General features: G+C 70.8%; 17 protein-coding genes. 4 read left to right on the top strand and 13 right to left on the bottom strand.

Annotated elements, in window-relative coordinates:
• Positions 1-5 precede the first annotated feature (5 nt).
• Positions 6-419, top strand: a complete 414-nt coding sequence (locus tag IWX89_RS14560) for a DUF302 domain-containing protein (protein WP_196904270.1) — start codon at positions 6-8, stop codon at positions 417-419.
• Positions 420-521: 102 nt separating this feature from the next.
• Here the strand turns inward: IWX89_RS14560 and IWX89_RS14565 are convergent, their stop codons facing one another.
• From IWX89_RS14565 to IWX89_RS14575, 3 genes are all read right to left on the bottom strand, one after another.
• On the bottom strand, positions 522-2,018 hold the full coding sequence (locus IWX89_RS14565) for a catalase (RefSeq protein WP_196904271.1): 1,497 nt from the start codon (positions 2,016-2,018) through the stop codon (positions 522-524).
• Positions 2,015-2,557 carry a Fur family transcriptional regulator gene (locus IWX89_RS14570; protein ID WP_196904272.1) on the bottom strand — a complete coding sequence of 181 codons (543 nt, stop codon included), beginning with the start codon at positions 2,555-2,557 and terminating at the stop codon, positions 2,015-2,017. Before IWX89_RS14570 ends, IWX89_RS14565 begins: the two co-directional genes overlap by 4 nt.
• A gap of 94 nt (positions 2,558-2,651) precedes the next feature.
• Positions 2,652-3,266, bottom strand: a complete 615-nt coding sequence (locus IWX89_RS14575) for a MarR family winged helix-turn-helix transcriptional regulator (RefSeq protein WP_231383338.1) — start codon at positions 3,264-3,266, stop codon at positions 2,652-2,654.
• 62 nt (positions 3,267-3,328) lie between these two features.
• Between IWX89_RS14575 and IWX89_RS14580 the strand changes: the two genes are divergently transcribed.
• The gene (locus IWX89_RS14580) at positions 3,329-5,392 is read left to right on the top strand and encodes an MMPL family transporter (protein WP_196904273.1); all 2,064 of its coding nucleotides are present in this window, start codon (positions 3,329-3,331) and stop codon (positions 5,390-5,392) included.
• A gap of 57 nt (positions 5,393-5,449) precedes the next feature.
• Here the strand turns inward: IWX89_RS14580 and IWX89_RS14585 are convergent, their stop codons facing one another.
• Positions 5,450-6,877: an amidase gene (locus tag IWX89_RS14585; RefSeq protein ID WP_196904274.1), complete on the bottom strand. Its 1,428-nt coding sequence runs from the start codon at positions 6,875-6,877 to the stop codon at positions 5,450-5,452.
• A 5-nt stretch (positions 6,878-6,882) separates the two neighbouring features.
• Complete coding sequence (locus IWX89_RS14590) at positions 6,883-7,239, bottom strand: hypothetical protein (protein WP_196904275.1); 357 nt, start codon at positions 7,237-7,239, stop codon at positions 6,883-6,885.
• 39 nt (positions 7,240-7,278) lie between these two features.
• On the opposite strand from IWX89_RS14590, the gene IWX89_RS14595 reads away from it, so the two are divergent.
• Positions 7,279-8,103, top strand: coding sequence for an SDR family oxidoreductase (locus IWX89_RS14595; RefSeq protein WP_196904276.1), 825 nt, complete (start codon positions 7,279-7,281; stop codon positions 8,101-8,103).
• 12 nt (positions 8,104-8,115) lie between these two features.
• On the opposite strand, the gene IWX89_RS14600 is transcribed toward IWX89_RS14595, so the two are convergent.
• From IWX89_RS14600 to IWX89_RS14635, 8 genes are read right to left on the bottom strand one after another with little or no spacing between them, the layout of a single operon-like run.
• Positions 8,116-8,694 carry a GNAT family N-acetyltransferase gene (locus tag IWX89_RS14600; protein ID WP_196904277.1) on the bottom strand — a complete coding sequence of 193 codons (579 nt, stop codon included), beginning with the start codon at positions 8,692-8,694 and terminating at the stop codon, positions 8,116-8,118.
• Positions 8,695-8,724: 30 nt separating this feature from the next.
• Positions 8,725-9,414 (bottom strand): uracil-DNA glycosylase, encoded by a 690-nt coding sequence (locus IWX89_RS14605; protein WP_196904278.1) that lies wholly within the window; start codon positions 9,412-9,414, stop codon positions 8,725-8,727.
• An 11-nt stretch (positions 9,415-9,425) separates the two neighbouring features.
• Complete coding sequence (locus tag IWX89_RS14610) at positions 9,426-10,145, bottom strand: Type 1 glutamine amidotransferase-like domain-containing protein (protein WP_196904279.1); 720 nt, start codon at positions 10,143-10,145, stop codon at positions 9,426-9,428.
• Complete coding sequence (locus IWX89_RS14615; RefSeq protein WP_196904280.1) at positions 10,142-10,699, bottom strand: phosphoribosyltransferase; 558 nt, start codon at positions 10,697-10,699, stop codon at positions 10,142-10,144. The genes IWX89_RS14610 and IWX89_RS14615 overlap by 4 nt, the downstream gene beginning before the upstream one ends.
• 25 nt (positions 10,700-10,724) lie before the next feature.
• Complete coding sequence (locus IWX89_RS14620; protein WP_196904281.1) at positions 10,725-11,855, bottom strand: bifunctional 2-methylcitrate synthase/citrate synthase; 1,131 nt, start codon at positions 11,853-11,855, stop codon at positions 10,725-10,727.
• 17 nt (positions 11,856-11,872) lie between these two features.
• Positions 11,873-12,784 carry a methylisocitrate lyase gene (gene prpB / locus IWX89_RS14625; protein WP_196904282.1) on the bottom strand — a complete coding sequence of 304 codons (912 nt, stop codon included), beginning with the start codon at positions 12,782-12,784 and terminating at the stop codon, positions 11,873-11,875.
• Positions 12,784-14,319, bottom strand: coding sequence for an MmgE/PrpD family protein (locus IWX89_RS14630; protein WP_196904283.1), 1,536 nt, complete (start codon positions 14,317-14,319; stop codon positions 12,784-12,786). Before IWX89_RS14630 ends, prpB begins: the two co-directional genes overlap by 1 nt.
• A 15-nt stretch (positions 14,320-14,334) precedes the next feature.
• Positions 14,335-15,033, bottom strand: coding sequence for a GntR family transcriptional regulator (locus IWX89_RS14635; protein ID WP_307836577.1), 699 nt, complete (start codon positions 15,031-15,033; stop codon positions 14,335-14,337).
• Positions 15,034-15,121: 88 nt separating this feature from the next.
• On the opposite strand from IWX89_RS14635, the gene IWX89_RS14640 reads away from it, so the two are divergent.
• Positions 15,122-17,068: an AMP-binding protein gene (locus tag IWX89_RS14640; protein ID WP_196904285.1), complete on the top strand. Its 1,947-nt coding sequence runs from the start codon at positions 15,122-15,124 to the stop codon at positions 17,066-17,068.
• Positions 17,069-17,091: the final 23 nt, after the last annotated feature.

The following is a 17,091-nucleotide window of genomic DNA, read 5'->3' on the forward strand; positions in this document are numbered from 1 at the left end:
GGACAATGAGCTACGCACACACCATCACCGTGGACGCTTCATTCGACGAGGCCGTTCGACTCATCAGGGCCGCCCTGGCCGATCAGGGATTCGGGGTGCTGTCCGAGATCGACGTGCACGCCACCTTCACCGCGAAACTCCGTGCGGAACAGGCGGATGCGGTGGGTGACTATCTCATCCTCGGCGCCTGCAACCCGCAGCTCGCCAGCCGGGCGATCGCCGCCGACCCGAGCATCGGGGCGCTGCTGCCCTGCAATGTGGTGGTGCGGCGCGCGCCCGGCGCCGCCCAGACCACGGTGCAGGCGATCAACCCGGCCATCATGGTGGAACTGAGCCACGCGCCGGAGATCAAGGACGTCGCGGCCGAGGCCGACGCCCGCCTGCGGGCTGCGCTCACGACCCTGCTCCCGCCCGTCTGACCCGAGGTTGCGGGGCATCGAGGCCCTGCGGCAGCACCGAAAACGCCCGGCCTCCGCGAGGAGACCGGGCGTTTCCGTCAGCGCTGATGCTGCGGCGCTGGGCTACTCGGCGGCGTAGCCCGCTGATGCCTCGGCCAGCAGGTCTGCCTCGGCCCAGGCCGCGAGGTTCGCCCGCAGCTTCGCGCCGAGGTCGGCGTCCACGCTGGTCCAGTAGCCGATGGCCCGCTCGGTGACCTCGGGCCGCTCGACGCCGCTGATGGCGCCGGTGATGGTGTCCAGGAACCGAGCCTTGGCCGCCTCGTCGTAGACGTCGCGGTAGAGCGTGCCGGCCTGGCCGAAGTCGCTGTCCTCACTGCGCAGCTGCGCGGCGGCACGGAGCAGTTCGCCGTCGTTCTCCCAGCCGCCTTCCGCAGCGAGGAGCGGGTCGGCGACGGGGCCGCCGAGCGAGTTCGGAGCGTAGTTCGGTGCCTCCGGGGCGTTGTAGTGGTGGCGCGCCGCGCCATCCTGCGAGTAGTTGTTCACCGGCGCCTTCGGCGCGTTCACCGGAAGCTCGGCGAAGTTGGTGCCGACGCGGTAGCGCTGCGCGTCGGGGTAGGAGAAGATGCGGGCCATCAGCATCTTGTCGGGGCTCGCCGCGATGCCGGGCACGAAGTTGGCCGGCGAGAACGCGGCCTGCTCGATCTCGGCGAAGAAGTTCTGCGGATTACGGTTGAGGGTGTGCGTGCCGATCTTGACCAGCGGGTAGTCGGCGTGCGGCCAGACCTTGGTGATGTCGAACGGGTTGAAACGGTAGGTCTTGCCCTCTTCGTAGGGCATGATCTGCACCGAGACGTCCCAGGACGGGAAGTCGCCGGCCTCGATGGCGTCGTGCAGGTCGCGGCGGTAGTAGTCGGCGTCGGCGCCGGCGATGAGCTCGGCCTCCGAGCCCTCCATCTCGATGTTGCCCTGGTTGGAGGTGAAGTGGTACTTGACCCAGAAGCGCTCGCCCTCGGCGTTGATCCACTGATACGTGTGCGAGCCGAAGCCGGGCATCTCGCGCCAGGAACGCGGCAGGCCGCGGTCGCCCATCAGGTAGGTCACCTGGTGCGCGGACTCGGGAGAGAGTGTCCAGAAGTCCCACTGCATCGTGGCGTCGCGGAGGCCGGAACCCGGCAGGCGCTTCTGGGAGTGGATGAAGTCGGGGAACTTGATGCCGTCGCGGATGAAGAAGACGGGGGTGTTGTTGCCGACGATGTCGTAGTTGCCCTCGGTCGTGTAGAACTTCACCGAGAAGCCGCGCACGTCGCGCCAGGTGTCGGGGCTGCCCTGCTCGCCGGCGACGCTGGAGAAGCGCTGCAGCGTGTCGGTGGTGGTGCCGGGCTGGAAGACCGCGGCGCGGGTGTACGCGGAGACGTCACCGGTGACCTCGAATGTGCCGTGCGCTCCGCCACCCTTGGCGTGGACGATGCGCTCCGGGATGCGCTCGCGGTTGAACTGGGCGAGCTTCTCGACCAGGTAGCGGTCGTGCAGGGCTGTGACTCCGTCGGTGCCAACGGTCAGGGAGTGCTCGTCGCTGGCGACGGGCGTTCCCGTCTGGGTAGTGGTGGGCTTGATAGTCATCGTGCTCCTTTGTTCGACAGCAGTGGTGGTCCGGTAAGAGTGGTGGCCAGTTCGACCTGGCAGGCAGGGCACAGGCCCCAGTAAGTGACCTCGGCGGCACGCACGGCGAAGCCGGCGGCGTCGTCGGGCGTCAGGCAGGGTGCCTCGCCGACGGCGCAGTCGACGTCGCGCACGGTGCCGCAGCGGGTGCAGACGATGTGGTGGTGGTTGTCGCCGACCCGGCGTTCGAACAGGGCCGCGGAGCCGGACGGCTCGATCTTTCGGGCGAGCCCGGCGTCGGTGAAGGCAGCGAGCACCCCGTAGACGGCCTGGAGCGAAGTGCCCGGGAGGTCGGTGCGCACGGCGGTGAACAAACGGTCGGCGGTCGAATGCGGCGCGTCGGCCAGCGCGCGCAGCACGGCCAGGCGCGGCGCGGTGACCCTGAGTCCGGCAGCACGGATGCTCTCCGAGAGCCCGTCCCCGGCGGCAACCGGCGCGAGGGCGGAGGCCTCGGCGCTCGGCTGCGTCACCCCGGTCTGCGTCACCTCGGTCGCCGTCATGCCCCCACGCTAGCCGTTGTTTTGAATTACTCAAAATAAGGGCACCCTGCGTGAACCACTGGCGGGGCTCGGGGCTCGGACCGCCGGTCTCCGGCTACGCGGCGGACGGACCGCCCGCATCCAGCGCCCGGTCGGGGGCGAGCGCGGACTCGTAGATGCCCACCACCCGGGTGAGGAAGGCCTCGATGACGGCCCGCTCCTCGGCCGACAGCTCCTGGGTGAGGGAAGCGACTCCGCCGATGACGGGCATCAGCTCGTCCACGGCCTTCGCCACGGAGGCCGCGGCCGGCACGACGACGACCTTCCGCCGGTCGGAGGCGTGCGGATGCCGCTGGGCGTGACCGAGTGTGACGAGACGGTCCACGACCAGGGTCGTCGCCGCCGTGGAGATCTCCAGGCGCCGGGAGAGTTCGCTCGGGGTCAGCGACCCGGAGACCATCAGGTGCTCCATCGCGGACAGGTCGGTCGGGTTCACCGTGAGGGCGGCGCCGACGTGGCGCTCGAAGTCCCGGGAGAGCGTCACGATCTTGCGCAGTTGGTTGCCGATGCCCCCGGAGCGCGGCAGGCCGATGTCATTGACGCCGGAATCACTGACGCCGGAATCACTGACGCCGGAATCACTGACGCCGGAATCGTTGACGCCGGCCTCGCCGGCTGCGTCTCCGACGCCGCGCGCGGCGTGGGGAGCTGAGTTGCGGCGCTGATCCATAACGGACATACTAGTACAAACATAGCTAGGATGCTTAGCAATAAGGCTCATTGGAGGAAATTGTGATCGCAATCCTGCGGTTCATCACCGGTCGGCGCACGGCCTGGCTCGTTCTCGCCGCGACCGCGGTTGCCGTCGGGCTGCTGTTCAGCCTGCTGCCGCAGGACAAATCAGAGGACTTCCCCACCTCCGGGCTGCCGAGTTCGAGCCAGGCTGCCCAGGTCGACAAGCTCCTCGCGGACTTCCCCTCGGCCAAGCAGACCTCCGCGATCGTGGTGTGGAGCCGGACGGGCGCCGACCTCTCCGCCGCGGATGTCACGGCGATCACCGACCGGGCTGCCGCGCTCGGCGAGCAGTCGACCGCTCCCCGGGCGACGACGCCGCGGTTCAGCGACGACAAGCGGGCCGCCATCAGCGTCGTGCCACTCGAGGCGAAGAAGGCGACCGCCGACATCGGGAAGACCGCGACGGACATCCGCTCGACGGCCTCGTCCGATCTGCCGAACGGGCTCACCGCCTACGTCACCGGCCCGGTCGGCTTCCAGTCCGACATCACCAACGCGTTCGCCGGCGCCGACCTCCGGCTCCTCCTCGTCACCGTGATCGTGGTCGCGGTGCTCCTGATCGTCACCTACCGCAGCCCCGTGCTCTGGATCGTTCCCCTGGTCGTGGTCGGCCTGGCCGACGGCCTGTCCACTGTCGTGGTCGGCGCCCTCGCCGGGCCGTTCGGCATCGTGCTCGACCCGTCGGTGTCCGGCATCCAGTCCGTCCTGGTCTTCGGTGCCGGCACGAACTACGCCCTGCTGCTCGTCGCCCGCTACCGGGAGGAACTGCTCCGGGTGGAGAACCGCAACGCGGCAATGCTCACCGCCGTGCGCAGCGCCGGACCAGCCATCGCCGCCAGCGGCGGCACGGTGGCGCTCAGCCTGCTCACCCTGCTCTTCGCCGAACTCTCCGGCAACCGGGCGCTGGGCTTCGCCTGCGCCATCGGCGTCGTCGTGGCCATCCTGTTCGCCCTGATCGTGCTGCCCGCCGCGCTCGTGGTCTGCGGCCGCGGCCTCTTCTGGCCGTTCGTCCCCCGCTTCCAGGCCGGCCTGGAGCCGGCTCGCGAGGGCTTCTGGACCCGGCTCGGCCGCGGAGTCGCCCGCCGGCCAGCCCTGATCGTGGTCACCTCGATCGTTGGCATCGGGGCGCTCAGCCTCGGCCTGCTCGGGGCATCCGTCGGCCTCTCCCAGGCCGACCAGCTGCTCGGCAACCCGGAGTCGGTGCAGGCGCAGAAGATCGTCGACCGGTCCTTCTCGGCCGGCCTGACCAGCCAGACCGTCGTCCTGGCCCCGGATGCCGCGGCCGCCGAGGCCGCGGACCTCGCCTCCGCCACGACCGGGGTCGAGGCCGTGCAGCCGGGCGAGAGCGCGAACGGCCGCACCCGGCTGAACCTCTCGCTGGCGAGCGAGCCGGGCAGCGACGAGACCTTCGGCACCATCGCCGCGCTGCGCACCGGCTACGCGGATGCCTCCGGTGCGGTCTCCGAGTCGCTGGTCGGCGGCAGCGATGCCACCGCGCTCGACAACCGCACGAGCGCGCAGGCCGACCAGGACCTGATCATCCCGATGATCCTCGCCATCGTCTTCGGCATCCTGGCCATCCTGCTCCGTTCGCTGGTCGCGCCGGTGCTGCTGATCGTGAGCGTGCTCGCGACGTTCTTCGCCAGCCTGGGCGCCTCCAACGCGATCTTCCAGAACCTGATGGGCTTCCCCGCCTTCAACACCAACGTCGTGCTGTTCGCGTTCCTGTTCCTGGTGGCGCTCGGGGTGGACTACAACATCTTCCTGACCACCCGGGCCAGGGAGGAGGCCCAGCAGCACGGCACGAAGGAGGGAATGGTGCGCGCCCTCTCCTCCACCGGCGCCGTCATCACCAGCGCCGGCATCCTGATCGCCGCGGTGTTCGCCGTCCTCGGCGTCCTGCCCGTGGTGGCACTCACCCAGATCGGCGTGATCGTCTGCATCGGCGTACTGCTGGACACCCTCGTCGTGCGCACGCTGGTGGTGCCCGCCCTGGTCTTCCTCACCGGCGACCGCTTCTGGTTCCCGTCGCGCCCGGCAGCGCGGGCCCCTCGGAGCTGACCTGGTCGGCGGGGCCGTTCGGGCGTCCGGCCGGCCGGTCCCCTGGCCGCACCATCGTCACCGCTCGGGCGGCACCCGGTGCTGCCAGCTCAGGCGCCGCTCGAGCTGGGCGCCGAGGGCCAGCAGGGTGGCCTCGCCGCCCGGCCGGCCGATCAGCTGCACGCCCATCGGCAGGCCGTCCTCGGTCTGCAGCACCGGCAGCACGATGGCCGGGAGCCCGGCCACGTTCACCATCGACGTGAACGGGGTGTACCGCACCTGCTGGGCGAAGTTCGCCTCGCCGTCGTCCTTGTCGTACCAGCCCACCGGGCGCGGGGTCATCGCCAGCGCCGGGGTGAGCACGGCGTCGAAGCGGGAAAGCTGGCCGATGAGCGACCGTTCGTAGGCGGCGAGCGCGGCGAGCGCCTCGGCCAGGGTGCGCGCCGAGAGGGCCCGGCCCCGGCCGACGAGCCACCGGGTGAGCGGCTCGAGCAGCAGCAACTCCTCCTCGGTCTCGGCCGGGATGCTCGCGGCCCCGGCCTGCCAGATCGTGCGGAAGGCCGGCGCGTAGCTCTCGTCCGGGGTGAGCGCCGTCTCCTCCAGGCCGTGCCCGATGGCGGCGAACTCGGCGACGGCGAGGTCCAGGGCCGCCATCGCCTCCGGTGCGAGGTCGATCGGGTAGTCGCCGTCCCAGGCCGAGGTGGTCATCACCCCGAGCTGGAACCGGCCCTCCCCGCGCACGGCCGCCGCCAGCAGCGGGGCCTCCTCGCCGGGGGCGCGGAGGGCGAACGGGTGCGACGGATGCCCGCCCCGGGGCGTGACCATCGCGTCCAGCAGCAGGGCGGCATCCGCCACGGTCCTCGCCAGCGGCCCGCCGACGCTGAGGCCGCCGAGCTTGTCGATCCCGGACGCGGCAGGAACCCGGCCGCGGGACGGCTTGAGCCCGACCAGGCCGCATGCCGCGGCCGGAATACGAATCGATCCGCCGCCGTCGGAGCCGGGGGCGAACGGGAGCAGGCGCGCCGCGACGGCGACCGCCGCCCCGCCGCTCGATCCCCCGGCGCCGAGGTCGGGATTCCACGGGTTGCGGGCGGGGGCGGCCGCCAGGCTCTCGGTGTACGAGGGCAGGCCGAACTCCGGAGTGTTGGTCTTGCCCAGGCTCACCCCGCCTGCCGCGTCGAGCGCGGCCACGAGGTCGTCCGACTCCGCGGGAACGAAGTCCCGCATCAGCCGGGAGCCGAACCGGGCCGGCACCCCGGCGCGGAGCTGGAGGTCCTTGTCGGCGAACGGGAGTCCCCAGAGCGGCGCCGTGCGCGGCACGTGCTCCTCGACGTGACGGGCCCGCACCTGCGCGGCATCCGCGGTGACGGTGACGAACGCGCCGAGGGCGGGGTTGGCCGCTTCGATCCGGGCCAGATAGTGCCGGGTCAGTTCGGAGGGGCTGAGCTCGCCGCGCTGCAGTGCCTGCCATTGCTCCAGGGCGGTCAGTTCGTGTGGTTCGGTCATGCCGGTCAGGCTCCGATTCCGGTTAGGAGGGCCTGGAAGGCCCGGGGCGCCGCGGTGAGCACGGAACGCGCCGCCCAGGTGCCGGCCCAGTGCGCAACCTGCGCCACGTTGATGATCTCGTACTGCACGACGGAGCCGGAATCCTCCTCGAGCACCCGGTACTCGCCGCGGTACCACCAGCCGCGCTGCACCACGATCAGTCGCTGCGCGGGGTCGGAGAGGAACCGGCCGCCGGCCCCGGCGCGCGGCTCGAGCGCCCGCAGCAGACGCGGGTAGACAACGGTCGGGGCGGCGTCGAGGTGGCCGGCGAAGGAACGCAGTACCGTGTGCCGCTCGGGCAGGTCGAGGGGGGCATCGGTCATCCCTCGACTGTACGCGGGCCGACTCGGTAGCCTGAAACCATGAGAAACAGAGTGTTCAACCCGATCGGAACCGTCGCCCTCGTCACCGGGGCCTCGAGCGGCCTGGGCGCCGGTTTCGCGCGCGAGCTCGCCGAGCGCGGGGCCGACCTCGTGCTCACCGCCCGTCGCCAGGACCGGCTCGAAGGCCTGGCCGTCGAACTGGCCGAGAAGTACGGCACGGTGTCGACGGTGATCCCGCTCGATCTCGCCGCGCCGGGCGCCGTCGCCGAGCTGGTCGCCGACCTGCACACCCGCGGCATCACCGTCGGCACGCTCGTCAACAACGCGGGTTTCGCCACCTACGGCAACCTGGCCGACACCGACCCCGTGCGGCTCGCCGACGAGGTCGCGCTCAACGTCACGGCGCTCACCGCGCTCACCCGGGCGCTGCTGCCCGACCTGCTCCGGACCAGCCGGGCCCACCCGGCCAGCGCGGCCCTGGTGAACCTGGCGAGCACCGCGGCCTTCCAGCCGGTGCCGAAGATGGCCGTCTACGGTGCGACGAAGGCCTATGTGCTCAGCTTCACAGAGGCGCTCTGGTACGAGACCAGGCAGTCGGGCCTCAAGGTCACGGCGATCTGCCCAGGCCCGGTGGACACCGAGTTCTTCGAGGTCGCCGGACGCAGCGCCGACTCCTACCGGGACCTGCTCACGGTGGCCGACGTCATGCGCACCACGTTCACGGCCCTCGACCGGGCGTCCACCCCGCCGCACGCCGTGAGCGGCCTGCGCAACTCCGTGTTCGCCCAGGTTGCCGGCCGGCTCCCCCACCGCACGGTCGTCACCGTGGTGGGCCGGATGAACCGCTCGGGTCCGACCGCCTGACCCGCGCCGGTCCTACTTGAGGCTCTTCTGCATCAGCACGGTGCCGAGCCAGCGCTCGAACTTGTAACCGACCTTGCCCATCCGGCCGATCTCCTCGAAGCCGTAGTCGCGGTGCAGCTTGATCGACGCGTCGGCGCCCTGGTCGGCGATCACCGCGATGATCTCCTTGAGGCCGGCCGTCTTCGATCGGGTGATCAGTTCGCCCAGCAGCACCCGGCCGAGGCCCTTGCCGGTGGAGGCGGCGCCGAGGTAGATCGAGTTCTCGACCGTGAACCGGTAGGCCCGCTTCTCCTTCCAGGGGCTGACGAGCGCGTAGCCGAGGATCTGCCCGGCCGGCGACACGGCCACGATGAACGGCATCCCGAGCTTGCCGAGGTAGTAGAACTTGCTCCGCCACGCGGCGAGGGTCATCGGGTCGACGTCGAAGGTCACCGTGCTGTTGGCGACGTAATAGTTGTAGATCTCGCGGATGTACGGCAGGTCCGTGATTTGGGCGTCGCGCATCGTGTATTCGAACGGGGCCTCGGCCTCCGGCCGCGGCCGGAGGTGCCGGGGCAGCTGTCGGCGCGGCTGGTATTCCTCTTCAAGCACGTACTACTCCTCACCCCGGAAGCTTCCAGATTACCCGAGCGACCAGTCCACCGGGGCCGCTCCGGCCGCCACGAGGTAGTCGTTCGCCCGGCTGAACGGCCGGGACCCGAAGAACCCGCGGCGCGCCGAGAGCGGGCTCGGGTGCGCGGACTCGATCACGGGCGTGTCGCCGAGCAACGGCCGGGCCTGACCGGCGTCCCTGCCCCAGAGGATCGCGACCAGGGGGCGCCGCCGCGCGACGAGCGCCCGGACGGCCTGTTCGGTGATCTTCTCCCAGCCGCGCCGCCGGTGCGACCCGGCGAGGCCGGCCTGCACGGTGAGCACCCGGTTGAGCAGGAGCACACCCTGGTCGGCCCAGGCTGAGAGGTCGCCGTTGGCGGCCGTGACGCCCACGTCCTCCCGCAGCTCCGCCGCGATGTTCTGGAGGCTGCGCGGCAGCGGGCGCACGTGGCGCTCCACCGCGAAGGCGAGGCCGATCGGATGCCCCGGGGTCGGATACGGGTCCTGGCCGAGGATGAGCACCGACACGGCGTCGAACGGGTCCCGGAACGCCCGGAAGACCGTGTCGGCCGGCGGAAGCCACGGGCGCCCGGCCGCGGTCTCGGCGCTGAGGAACCCGTCCATCGCCGCGACCTCGGCCGACACCGGCGCGAGCGCGAGCGCCCAGCCCGGGTCGATCGCGCCGGAGCGGGCGAGCGTCTCCAGCGTTGTCGGCGGCACCGGAGGGCGGCTCAGGCGCCGAAGGTGCTGACGAGCACGCCGCCGTCGGCCTGGCTGACCCGCCAGACGCTGCCGGCGCCGACGACGCTGAGGGCACCGACGCCCACGATCAGGGCCGTGCTCTCGTCGATGGCCAGTCCCCCGTCGATCAGGCCGGCTTCGGTGGCCGCGACGAGCCGGGAGAGCGTTCCCCACTGGGCCGCGTGCACTTCGACGGTGACGTCGAGCAGCCCGATGCCGGGCTCGATGGTGACCTCGTCGAGGCCTTCGGCGGCATCCTGAGCGTTCACCTCGACCCCGCCCATCCGCCAGCCGCCGATCAGGGCACGCTCGGCCGCGATCATGGCGCCCGCGGAGAACCCGAGATACGGGATGCCGGCGGCCACCTGGCGGCGGATCTCGCCCGCGATCGGGGCGACCGCCGCGAGGTAGGCCGGGGTGAGCCCGCCGCCGATGAGGATGCCGTCGACCTCGGAGACGGCGAGCAGGCCGGCGAGGGCGCCGTGGGCGAGGCTGGTGACCTTCGGTTCGAGCTCCCCCGCGGCACCGACCGCGGCCACGAGGTTCGCCGCGTGTTCGGCGCCGTCGCCATCGCGCACCGCGATGATCGCGATCCGCGGCGCGGTGCGGCCCAGCGCGACTCCCCGTGCCGTGGCCTCGGCCAGGAAGGGCCCGTAGACGGCCGCGTCGTGTTCGGGGGTCCAGCCGCCGCCGACCAGATGCACGCTCACGCGAGGACTCCCTCGGCTGCGGCGGGGACGACAGGCACCGTCGCGTCCGGCGCCACCACGGGCAGCGACGACCACGGGAAGACGATCCAGCGGTCCGTCTCCCGCCAGGTGTAGTCGGGGACGAGCACCGTCCGCGGCTTCGTGTAAAGGGTGGCCGTGCGCACCTCGGCCGCGCATTCGCGCAGCAGATCCACGACGAGCGCGAGGGTGTGCCCGGAGTCGGACACGTCGTCGACCAGGAGCACGCGCAGCCCGGCGAGCGCCGGCGCGTCGAGCATCGGGCCGGACAGCACCGGCTCCGGCAGCCGCTCGTCCACGCCCGTGTAGAACTGCACGTTGATGCTGCCGCAGTTCTTGGTGCCGAGGGCGTAGGACATCGCGCCCGCGAGCAGCAGGCCGCCGCGGGCGATGGCGATCACGACATCCGTCTGGTAGCCGCTGGCCAGGACCTCGGCGGCCAGCGTGCGGGCAGCGTCGGCGAAGACGTTCCATTCGAGGACTTCTCGTTGAATCCCGGTCAGGTCTGTGCCTGCGTCATGCGCGTCGAATGCCATCTGCCAATGCTAGGTCACGAGCAGGTCACGAGAGGTGCCGCTCCTCATGGCCGTTGTAGAGCGACAGGGGCCGGATGAGCGCGTTCGCGGCGGTCTGCTCGATGATGTGGGCGGTCCAGCCGGTGAGCCTGGCCGCCACGAAGATGGGCGTGAAGGTGAGGGTGTCGAAGCCCATCAGGTGGTAGGCCGGGCCCGACGGGTAGTCGAGGTTGGGCAGGATGCCCGTGCGGGCCTTCATCGCCGCGGCGAGGGATTCGTAGAGCTCGAGCAGGTCGGGCCGGTCGTAGTGCTCGATCATGGTGAGCAGGGCCGTGTACATGGTCGGCACGCGGGAGTCGCCGTGCTTGTAGACCCGGTGCCCGAAGCCCATCACCTTGTGTTTGGCGTCGAGGGTGCGGTTCAGCCAGGCCTCGGCCCGCTCCCCAGCGCCCGGCCCGGTGCCGATCTCGTCGAAGATGTGCATGACGGCCTCGTTCGCGCCGCCGTGCAAGGGACCCTTGAGCGCGCCGATCGCGCCGGTGATCGCGGAGTGCAGGTCGGACATCGTCGAGGTGATCACGCGGGCGGTGAACGTGGACGCGTTGAACGAGTGCTCGGCGTACATGATCATCGACACGTCGAAGGCCTCGACCACGATGAGCTCCGGCACCTCGCCGAACGTCATGAACAGGAAGTTCGCCGAATAGCCGAGGTCGTCGCGCGGCTCGATCAGGTCCAGCCCGTGGCGGCGGCGCTGGTCGTAGGCGACGATCGACGGCATCTGCGCCCACAGGCGCAACCCCTTCGCCCGGTTGGCCTCCGGGGACGCGTCGTCGACCTGGGGGTCGCCCGCGCCGATCAGGCTCACCGCGGTGCGCACGACGTCCATCGGGTGCGCGGTCAGCGGCAGTTCGTCGATGACCCGGCGCACGGCGGGCGCCAGATGCCGCAGCGACCGTTCCTGCTCCTCGAAGTCGGCCAGCTCGTCCTCGGTGGGCAGTTCCCCGTTCCAGAGCAGGTAGGCGACCTCCTCGAAGCTGCGCTGTGCGGCCAGTTCCTGCACGGGGTAGCCGCGGTAGAGCAACGAGTTGGAGTCCGGATTGACCTTGGACACGGCGGTCCTGTCGACGACAACCCCCGCGAGGCCCTTGAAAACCGTTGGTTCGTTCTGAGTCATGACGCTCCTTTGCGTTTCTACGAGGGAAGGTTCGGGTTGAGGGTGAAGTTGAACACGCCGGAGTCGAAGTGGTTGTAGGCCGGGTAGTCGAGCAGTTCGTAGAGTTCCGCCCGGTGCTGCATCTGCGGCAGGAGCGAGGTCAGCGACCCCTCCGTCTCGATGGTATCGAGACCGCGCTCCGCCGCGCCCATGGCCAGGCGCAGGAGCGAGACGGGGAAGATGACGATGTTCATCCCGACGTCGGCGAGTTGCTTCACGGTGAACAGCTCGCCCTTGCCGAACTCGGTCATGTTCGCCAGGATCGGCGCGTCGACCGCGGCTCGGATCGCGGCGAACTCGGCCAGCGAGGCCATCGCCTCGGGGAAGATCGCGTCCGCGCCGGCGTCGACGAGCTTCTTCGCCCGGTCGACGGCGGCGGCCAGGCCGTCGACGGCACGGATGTCGGTGCGCGCCATGACCAGGAAGTTTGGGTCCCGCCGCGCGTCGACCGCCGCGCGGATGCGCTTGGCGGCCGTCTCATCGTCGACGACCTGCTTGCCGTCGAGGTGGCCGCACCGCTTCGGGTTCACCTGGTCCTCGATGTGCATCCCGGCCAGTCCCGCGTCTTCAAGGGTCTGGATGGTGCGCGCCACGTTCATCGGCTCGCCGAAGCCGGTGTCGGCGTCGACGATGGTGGGAAGGTCGGTCATCCGGCTGATCTGCTGGCTGCGCCCGGCGACCTCGGTGAGGGTGGTCAGGCCGATGTCGGGCAGGCCGAGGTCGGCCGACAGCACCGCCCCGGAGATGTACACGCCCTCGAACCCCTTGGCCGCGATCAGCCGGGCCGAGAGCGGGTTGAACGCGCCGGGGAAGCGGAGCAGCCGGCCGGAGGCGAGCGCCGCCCGGAAGTCGGCGCGCTTCTGGGTGGGGGTGACGGCGGAGTAGAGCATCAGAAGATTCCGTTCGGGGTGGGGAGGGAGGTGAGCAGGCCGTTGGCGGCCACGATGGTGAGTTCGCCGAGTTCTGCGGCGGTCAGGCTCGGGAGGCGTTCGGCGGCGCTGAGGAAGCGCACGATCTCGCCCTCCTCCAGCACGCCGGCGGCGAGCACGCGGAACTTGTCGATGTACTCGGCGCGGCCGAAGGGCCGGGCGCCGAGCGGGTGCGCGTCGGCGACCGCGAGCTCGTCGACGATGCGGCTGCCGTCGGTGAGCCGGATCTCGACCCGGCCGCCGAAGGCCTTCTCGGCCGGATCGAGGGAATGGTACCGGCGGGTCCATTCCGCGTCTTCGGTGGTGGTGACCCGGTTCCAGAGGGCGACGGTGTCGGCGCGGCCGGCGCGCTCGGGCCGGTAGGAATCGACGTGGTGCCAGCTGCCGTCCTGGAGCGCCACCGTGAAGATGTACGGGATCGAGTGGTCCAGGGTCTCCCGGCTGGCGGTCGGGTCGTATTTCTGCGGGTCGTTCGCCCCGGAGCCGATCACGTTGTGGGTGTGATGGCTGGTGTGGATGACGATGGATTCCACATTGGCCGGGTCGGCCAGTTCGGGGTGCTCGCGGTGCAGCTTGCGGGCCAGGTCGATCAGGGCCTGGGCCTGGTATTCGGCCGAGTGCTCCTTGGTATAGCTGTCCAGGATCGCCCGCTTCGCCTCGCCCGCGCCGGGCAGGGACACCTCGTAGGCGGCATCCGGCCCGTCGAGCAGCCAGGCGATCACGCCGTCCTCGCCCTCGTAGATCGGCGTCGGGCTGGTTTCGCCCCGCATCGCGCGGTCGACGGCTTCGACCGCCATCTTGCCGGCGAAGGCCGGCGCGTAGGCCTTCCAGCTGGAGATCTCCCCCTTGCGGGACTGCCGGGTCGCGGTCGTGGTGTGCAGAGCCTGGCCGACCGCCTGGAAGATCGTCGCCGGGTCGAGGCCGAGGAGCGTGCCGATTCCGGCCGCGGCCGACGGGCCGAGGTGGGCGACGTGGTCGATCTTGTGGGCGTGCAGGCTGATCGCCTTGACCAGGTCGATCTGCACCTCATAGCCGGTCGCGATCCCGCGCACGAGGTCGCGCCCGGTCAGGCCCCGGGCGGTGGCGAGGTGCTGGGCCACGGCGACGACCGGCGGGATGTTGTCGCCGGGGTGCGAGTACTCGGCGGCGAGGAACGTGTCGTGGTAGTCCAGTTCGCGCACGGCCACGCCGTTCGCCCAGGCCGCCCACTCCGGGGACACCCGGCGCGAGCGCTGTTCGCCGAACACGGTCGACCCCACCCCGTTGAAGGACCGCGGATGGGCCAGCGCCTGCGAGCGGGCGGCGACCACGGGCCGCCGGGTCAGGGAGGCCGCGGCGACGGCGGCGTTGTCGATGACCCGGTTGATGATCATCTCGGTCACCTCCTCGGAGACCGGCACCGGGTCGGCGGCGCATTCGGCGATCTTCCAGGCGAGCTGATCGGTGCGGGCCAGGTTCTCATCGCTGCGGTGAACACGAACGTGGTGCTGCTGCACGGTGGTTCCTTTCGGTTAGGCGACCGGGCCGGTCGGCTGCCCCTGGATCGCCGCGAGGACGTTCGTGAGGCTCTGCTGGAGGTGGACGTGGGTGGCGTGGGCCGCCAGCGAGGTGTCGCCGGCGATGATCGCGTCGATGATGAGCAGGTGCTCGGCCGCCGCGGCGCGAAGCCGGGCCGGGTTTCCCCTGGCCAGGCGGCGGATGCGGGCCAAGTGGGTGCGCACGGTGGCGAGCGCGCCGACCAGGAACGGGTTGGCGACGGCCTCATCGACGGCATCGTCGAACTCGTCGATCAGGTCGTAGTAGCGGTGCAGGCCGGTCTCGCCCTGGGCCAGAAGCTCGGGGGCGGCGAGGAACTGGTCCCGCAGCGCCAGGAAGACGGCAGGGTCGCGGCGGTCGGCGGCAATCCGGGCGGCGTGCTCCTCGAGGGCCCGGCGCACCTCGTACAGTTCGCGGATGCTGTCCATCGACATCTCGGTGACCATGAAGCCCCGGCCGGGCCGGCCGGCGACGAGGCCGTCGGCGATCAGCCGGGCGATGGCGGCGCGCAGCGGCGTGCGGGACACTCCGATCCGGGCCGATTGCTCGATCTCGAGCAGCCCGGTGCCGGCGGGCAGGATCCCGTCCAGGATCTCCCCGCGCAGTTGCCGGTAGGCGCGCTCGCTGGCACGTACCGGTGCGGTGGTCCCCGCCGTTGGGGTTTCTGTATACACAAACCACATGTTATTCCCTTTGTGGGGGTTTTATGCAAGACTTCGTGCATTCTATGTATACATAGGAGCTTCAATGGGGAGGTTCACAATGACAAGCGACTCAACCGTCGGTTATCACGAGACGTGGCAGCGGAGCATCGACGCCGACACGCGCGCCGAATTCTGGCTCGAGGCCGCGCAGGCCGTCGACTGGATCACGCCGCCGCGGATCGCCCTCGAGGAGCGCTCCCCCGGAACCTGGCGCTGGTTCCCGGACGGCGAGCTGAACACGAGCTACAACGCCCTCGACCGCCACGTCCTTGCCGGGCGGGGCGCCCAGACCGCCGTGATCTACGACTCCGCGATGTCGGGCACCCGGATCCGGATCAGCTACCTCGACCTCCTCGGCCGGGTGTCCCGCTTCGCGGGTGTCCTCAGGGAGAACGGCGTCGGCCGGGGCGACCGGGTGATCGTCTACCTGCCGATGATCCCGGAGGCCATCGTCGCGATGCTGGCCTGCGCGCGGATCGGCGCCGTGCACTCCGTCGTCTTCGGCGGCTTCGCCGCGAGCGAGCTGGCCGTGCGCATCGACGACGCCCGGCCGACCGTGATCGTGACGGCATCCGGCGGCCTGGAGCCCGGCCGCGCGGTCGAATACCTGCCCCTGGTGCAGCGGGCCCTGGCCCAGAGCGCCGGTTCGGTGCGCACGGTGATCGTGCGCGACCGGGAGATGATCCCGGGCAGTGCGGCCGACTACGCCGGCGCCGACGGTGTCGCCTGGCTGGACTGGGCGACCGAGGAGGAGCAGGCCACGCCGGCCGACCCGGTGGCCCTGCGCTCCGAGGACCCGCTGTACATCCTCTACACGTCCGGGACGACGGGCAATCCCAAGGGCATCGTGCGCGACAACGGCGGCCACGCCGTCGCGCTGGCCTGGTCGATGCGCAACATCTACGCAGCCGGGGCCGGCGACGTGTTCTGGGCCGCCTCCGACGTGGGCTGGGTGGTCGGCCACTCCTACATCGTCTACGCCCCGCTCTTGGTCGGGGCGACCACCGTGATCTACGAGGGCAAGCCGATCGGCACCCCGGATGCCGGCGCGTTCTGGCGCGTGGTCGAGGACTACAAGGTGAAGGTCCTGTTCACCGCGCCCACCGCGATCCGCGCCATCCGCCGGGTCGACCCGGAGCTGCGCGAACTCGAGAAGTACGACGTGTCCAGCCTGCACGGGCTGTTCCTGGCCGGTGAGCGCCTCGACCCGGAGACCTACCACTGGGCCAACGACGGCCTGCACTGTCCCGTCGTCGACCACTGGTGGCAGACCGAGACCGGCTGGGCGATCTGCGCGAACCCGCGCGGCATCGCCGAACTCGAGACCAAGCCGGGCTCGGCCACCTTCCCGGTGCCCGGTTACGACGTCGTCATCCTCGATTCGAAGGGCAGACCGGTCAGCCGGGTCGGCAAGGACGGCAACATCGCCATCCGGCTGCCGCTGCCGCCGGGCAACCTGCTCGGCATCTGGGGCAGCGAGGAACGCTTCGCCAGCGCCTACCTCTCCGCCTTCCCCGGTTTCTACGCCACCGGGGACTCCGGCCATTTCGACGACGACGGCTACCTCTACGTGATGGGCCGAACCGACGACGTCATCAACGTGGCCGGCCACCGGCTCTCCACCGGCTCGCTCGAGGAGGTGCTCACCCTGCATCCGGCGGTCGCCGAATGCGCGGTGCTCGGGGTGCACGACCCGCTCAAGGGCCAGCGCGCCGCCGGTTTCGTCACGCTCAAGGCCGGCGCGACGATCGACCACGACACCCTCGCCACGGAGCTCGTCGGCCTCGTGCGCGAGCATGTCGGCCCGGTCGCCGCGTTCCGGGACGTGACCATTCTCGATCGGCTGCCGAAGACCCGCTCGGGCAAGATCCTGCGCAAGACGATCCGGCAGATCGTCGACGGCGAGCCGTACACGGTGCCGCCCACCATCGAGGACCCGGCCACCCTCGACGCCCTCAAGCTGGCCGTGCACGGCGCGGCCGGCACCCCCCAAACCACCCCGTAGCATCCGTCACCACCCTCACCGGA

This window comes from Cryobacterium sp. MP_M3 (assembly GCF_015752155.1).
Lineage (GTDB): Bacteria > Actinomycetota > Actinomycetes > Actinomycetales > Microbacteriaceae > Cryobacterium.

Bases quoted from the DNA above. Each gene is read 5' to 3' on its own strand.
- IWX89_RS14565 (WP_196904271.1), bottom strand. From the start codon at position 2,018: ATGACTATCAAGCCCACCACTACCCAGACGGGAACGCCCGTCGCCAGC.
- IWX89_RS14640 (WP_196904285.1), top strand. From the start codon at position 15,122: ATGACAAGCGACTCAACCGTCGGTTATCACGAGACGTGGCAGCGGAGC.
- IWX89_RS14570 (WP_196904272.1), bottom strand. From the start codon at position 2,557: ATGACGGCGACCGAGGTGACGCAGACCGGGGTGACGCAGCCGAGCGCC.
- IWX89_RS14585 (WP_196904274.1), bottom strand. From the start codon at position 6,877: ATGACCGAACCACACGAACTGACCGCCCTGGAGCAATGGCAGGCACTG.
- IWX89_RS14615 (WP_196904280.1), bottom strand. From the start codon at position 10,699: ATGGCATTCGACGCGCATGACGCAGGCACAGACCTGACCGGGATTCAA.
- IWX89_RS14590 (WP_196904275.1), bottom strand. From the start codon at position 7,239: ATGACCGATGCCCCCCTCGACCTGCCCGAGCGGCACACGGTACTGCGT.
- IWX89_RS14620 (WP_196904281.1), bottom strand. From the start codon at position 11,855: ATGACTCAGAACGAACCAACGGTTTTCAAGGGCCTCGCGGGGGTTGTC.
- IWX89_RS14595 (WP_196904276.1), top strand. From the start codon at position 7,279: ATGAGAAACAGAGTGTTCAACCCGATCGGAACCGTCGCCCTCGTCACC.
- IWX89_RS14560 (WP_196904270.1), top strand. From the start codon at position 6: ATGAGCTACGCACACACCATCACCGTGGACGCTTCATTCGACGAGGCC.
- prpB (WP_196904282.1), bottom strand. From the start codon at position 12,784: ATGCTCTACTCCGCCGTCACCCCCACCCAGAAGCGCGCCGACTTCCGG.
- IWX89_RS14575 (WP_231383338.1), bottom strand. From the start codon at position 3,266: ATGGATCAGCGCCGCAACTCAGCTCCCCACGCCGCGCGCGGCGTCGGA.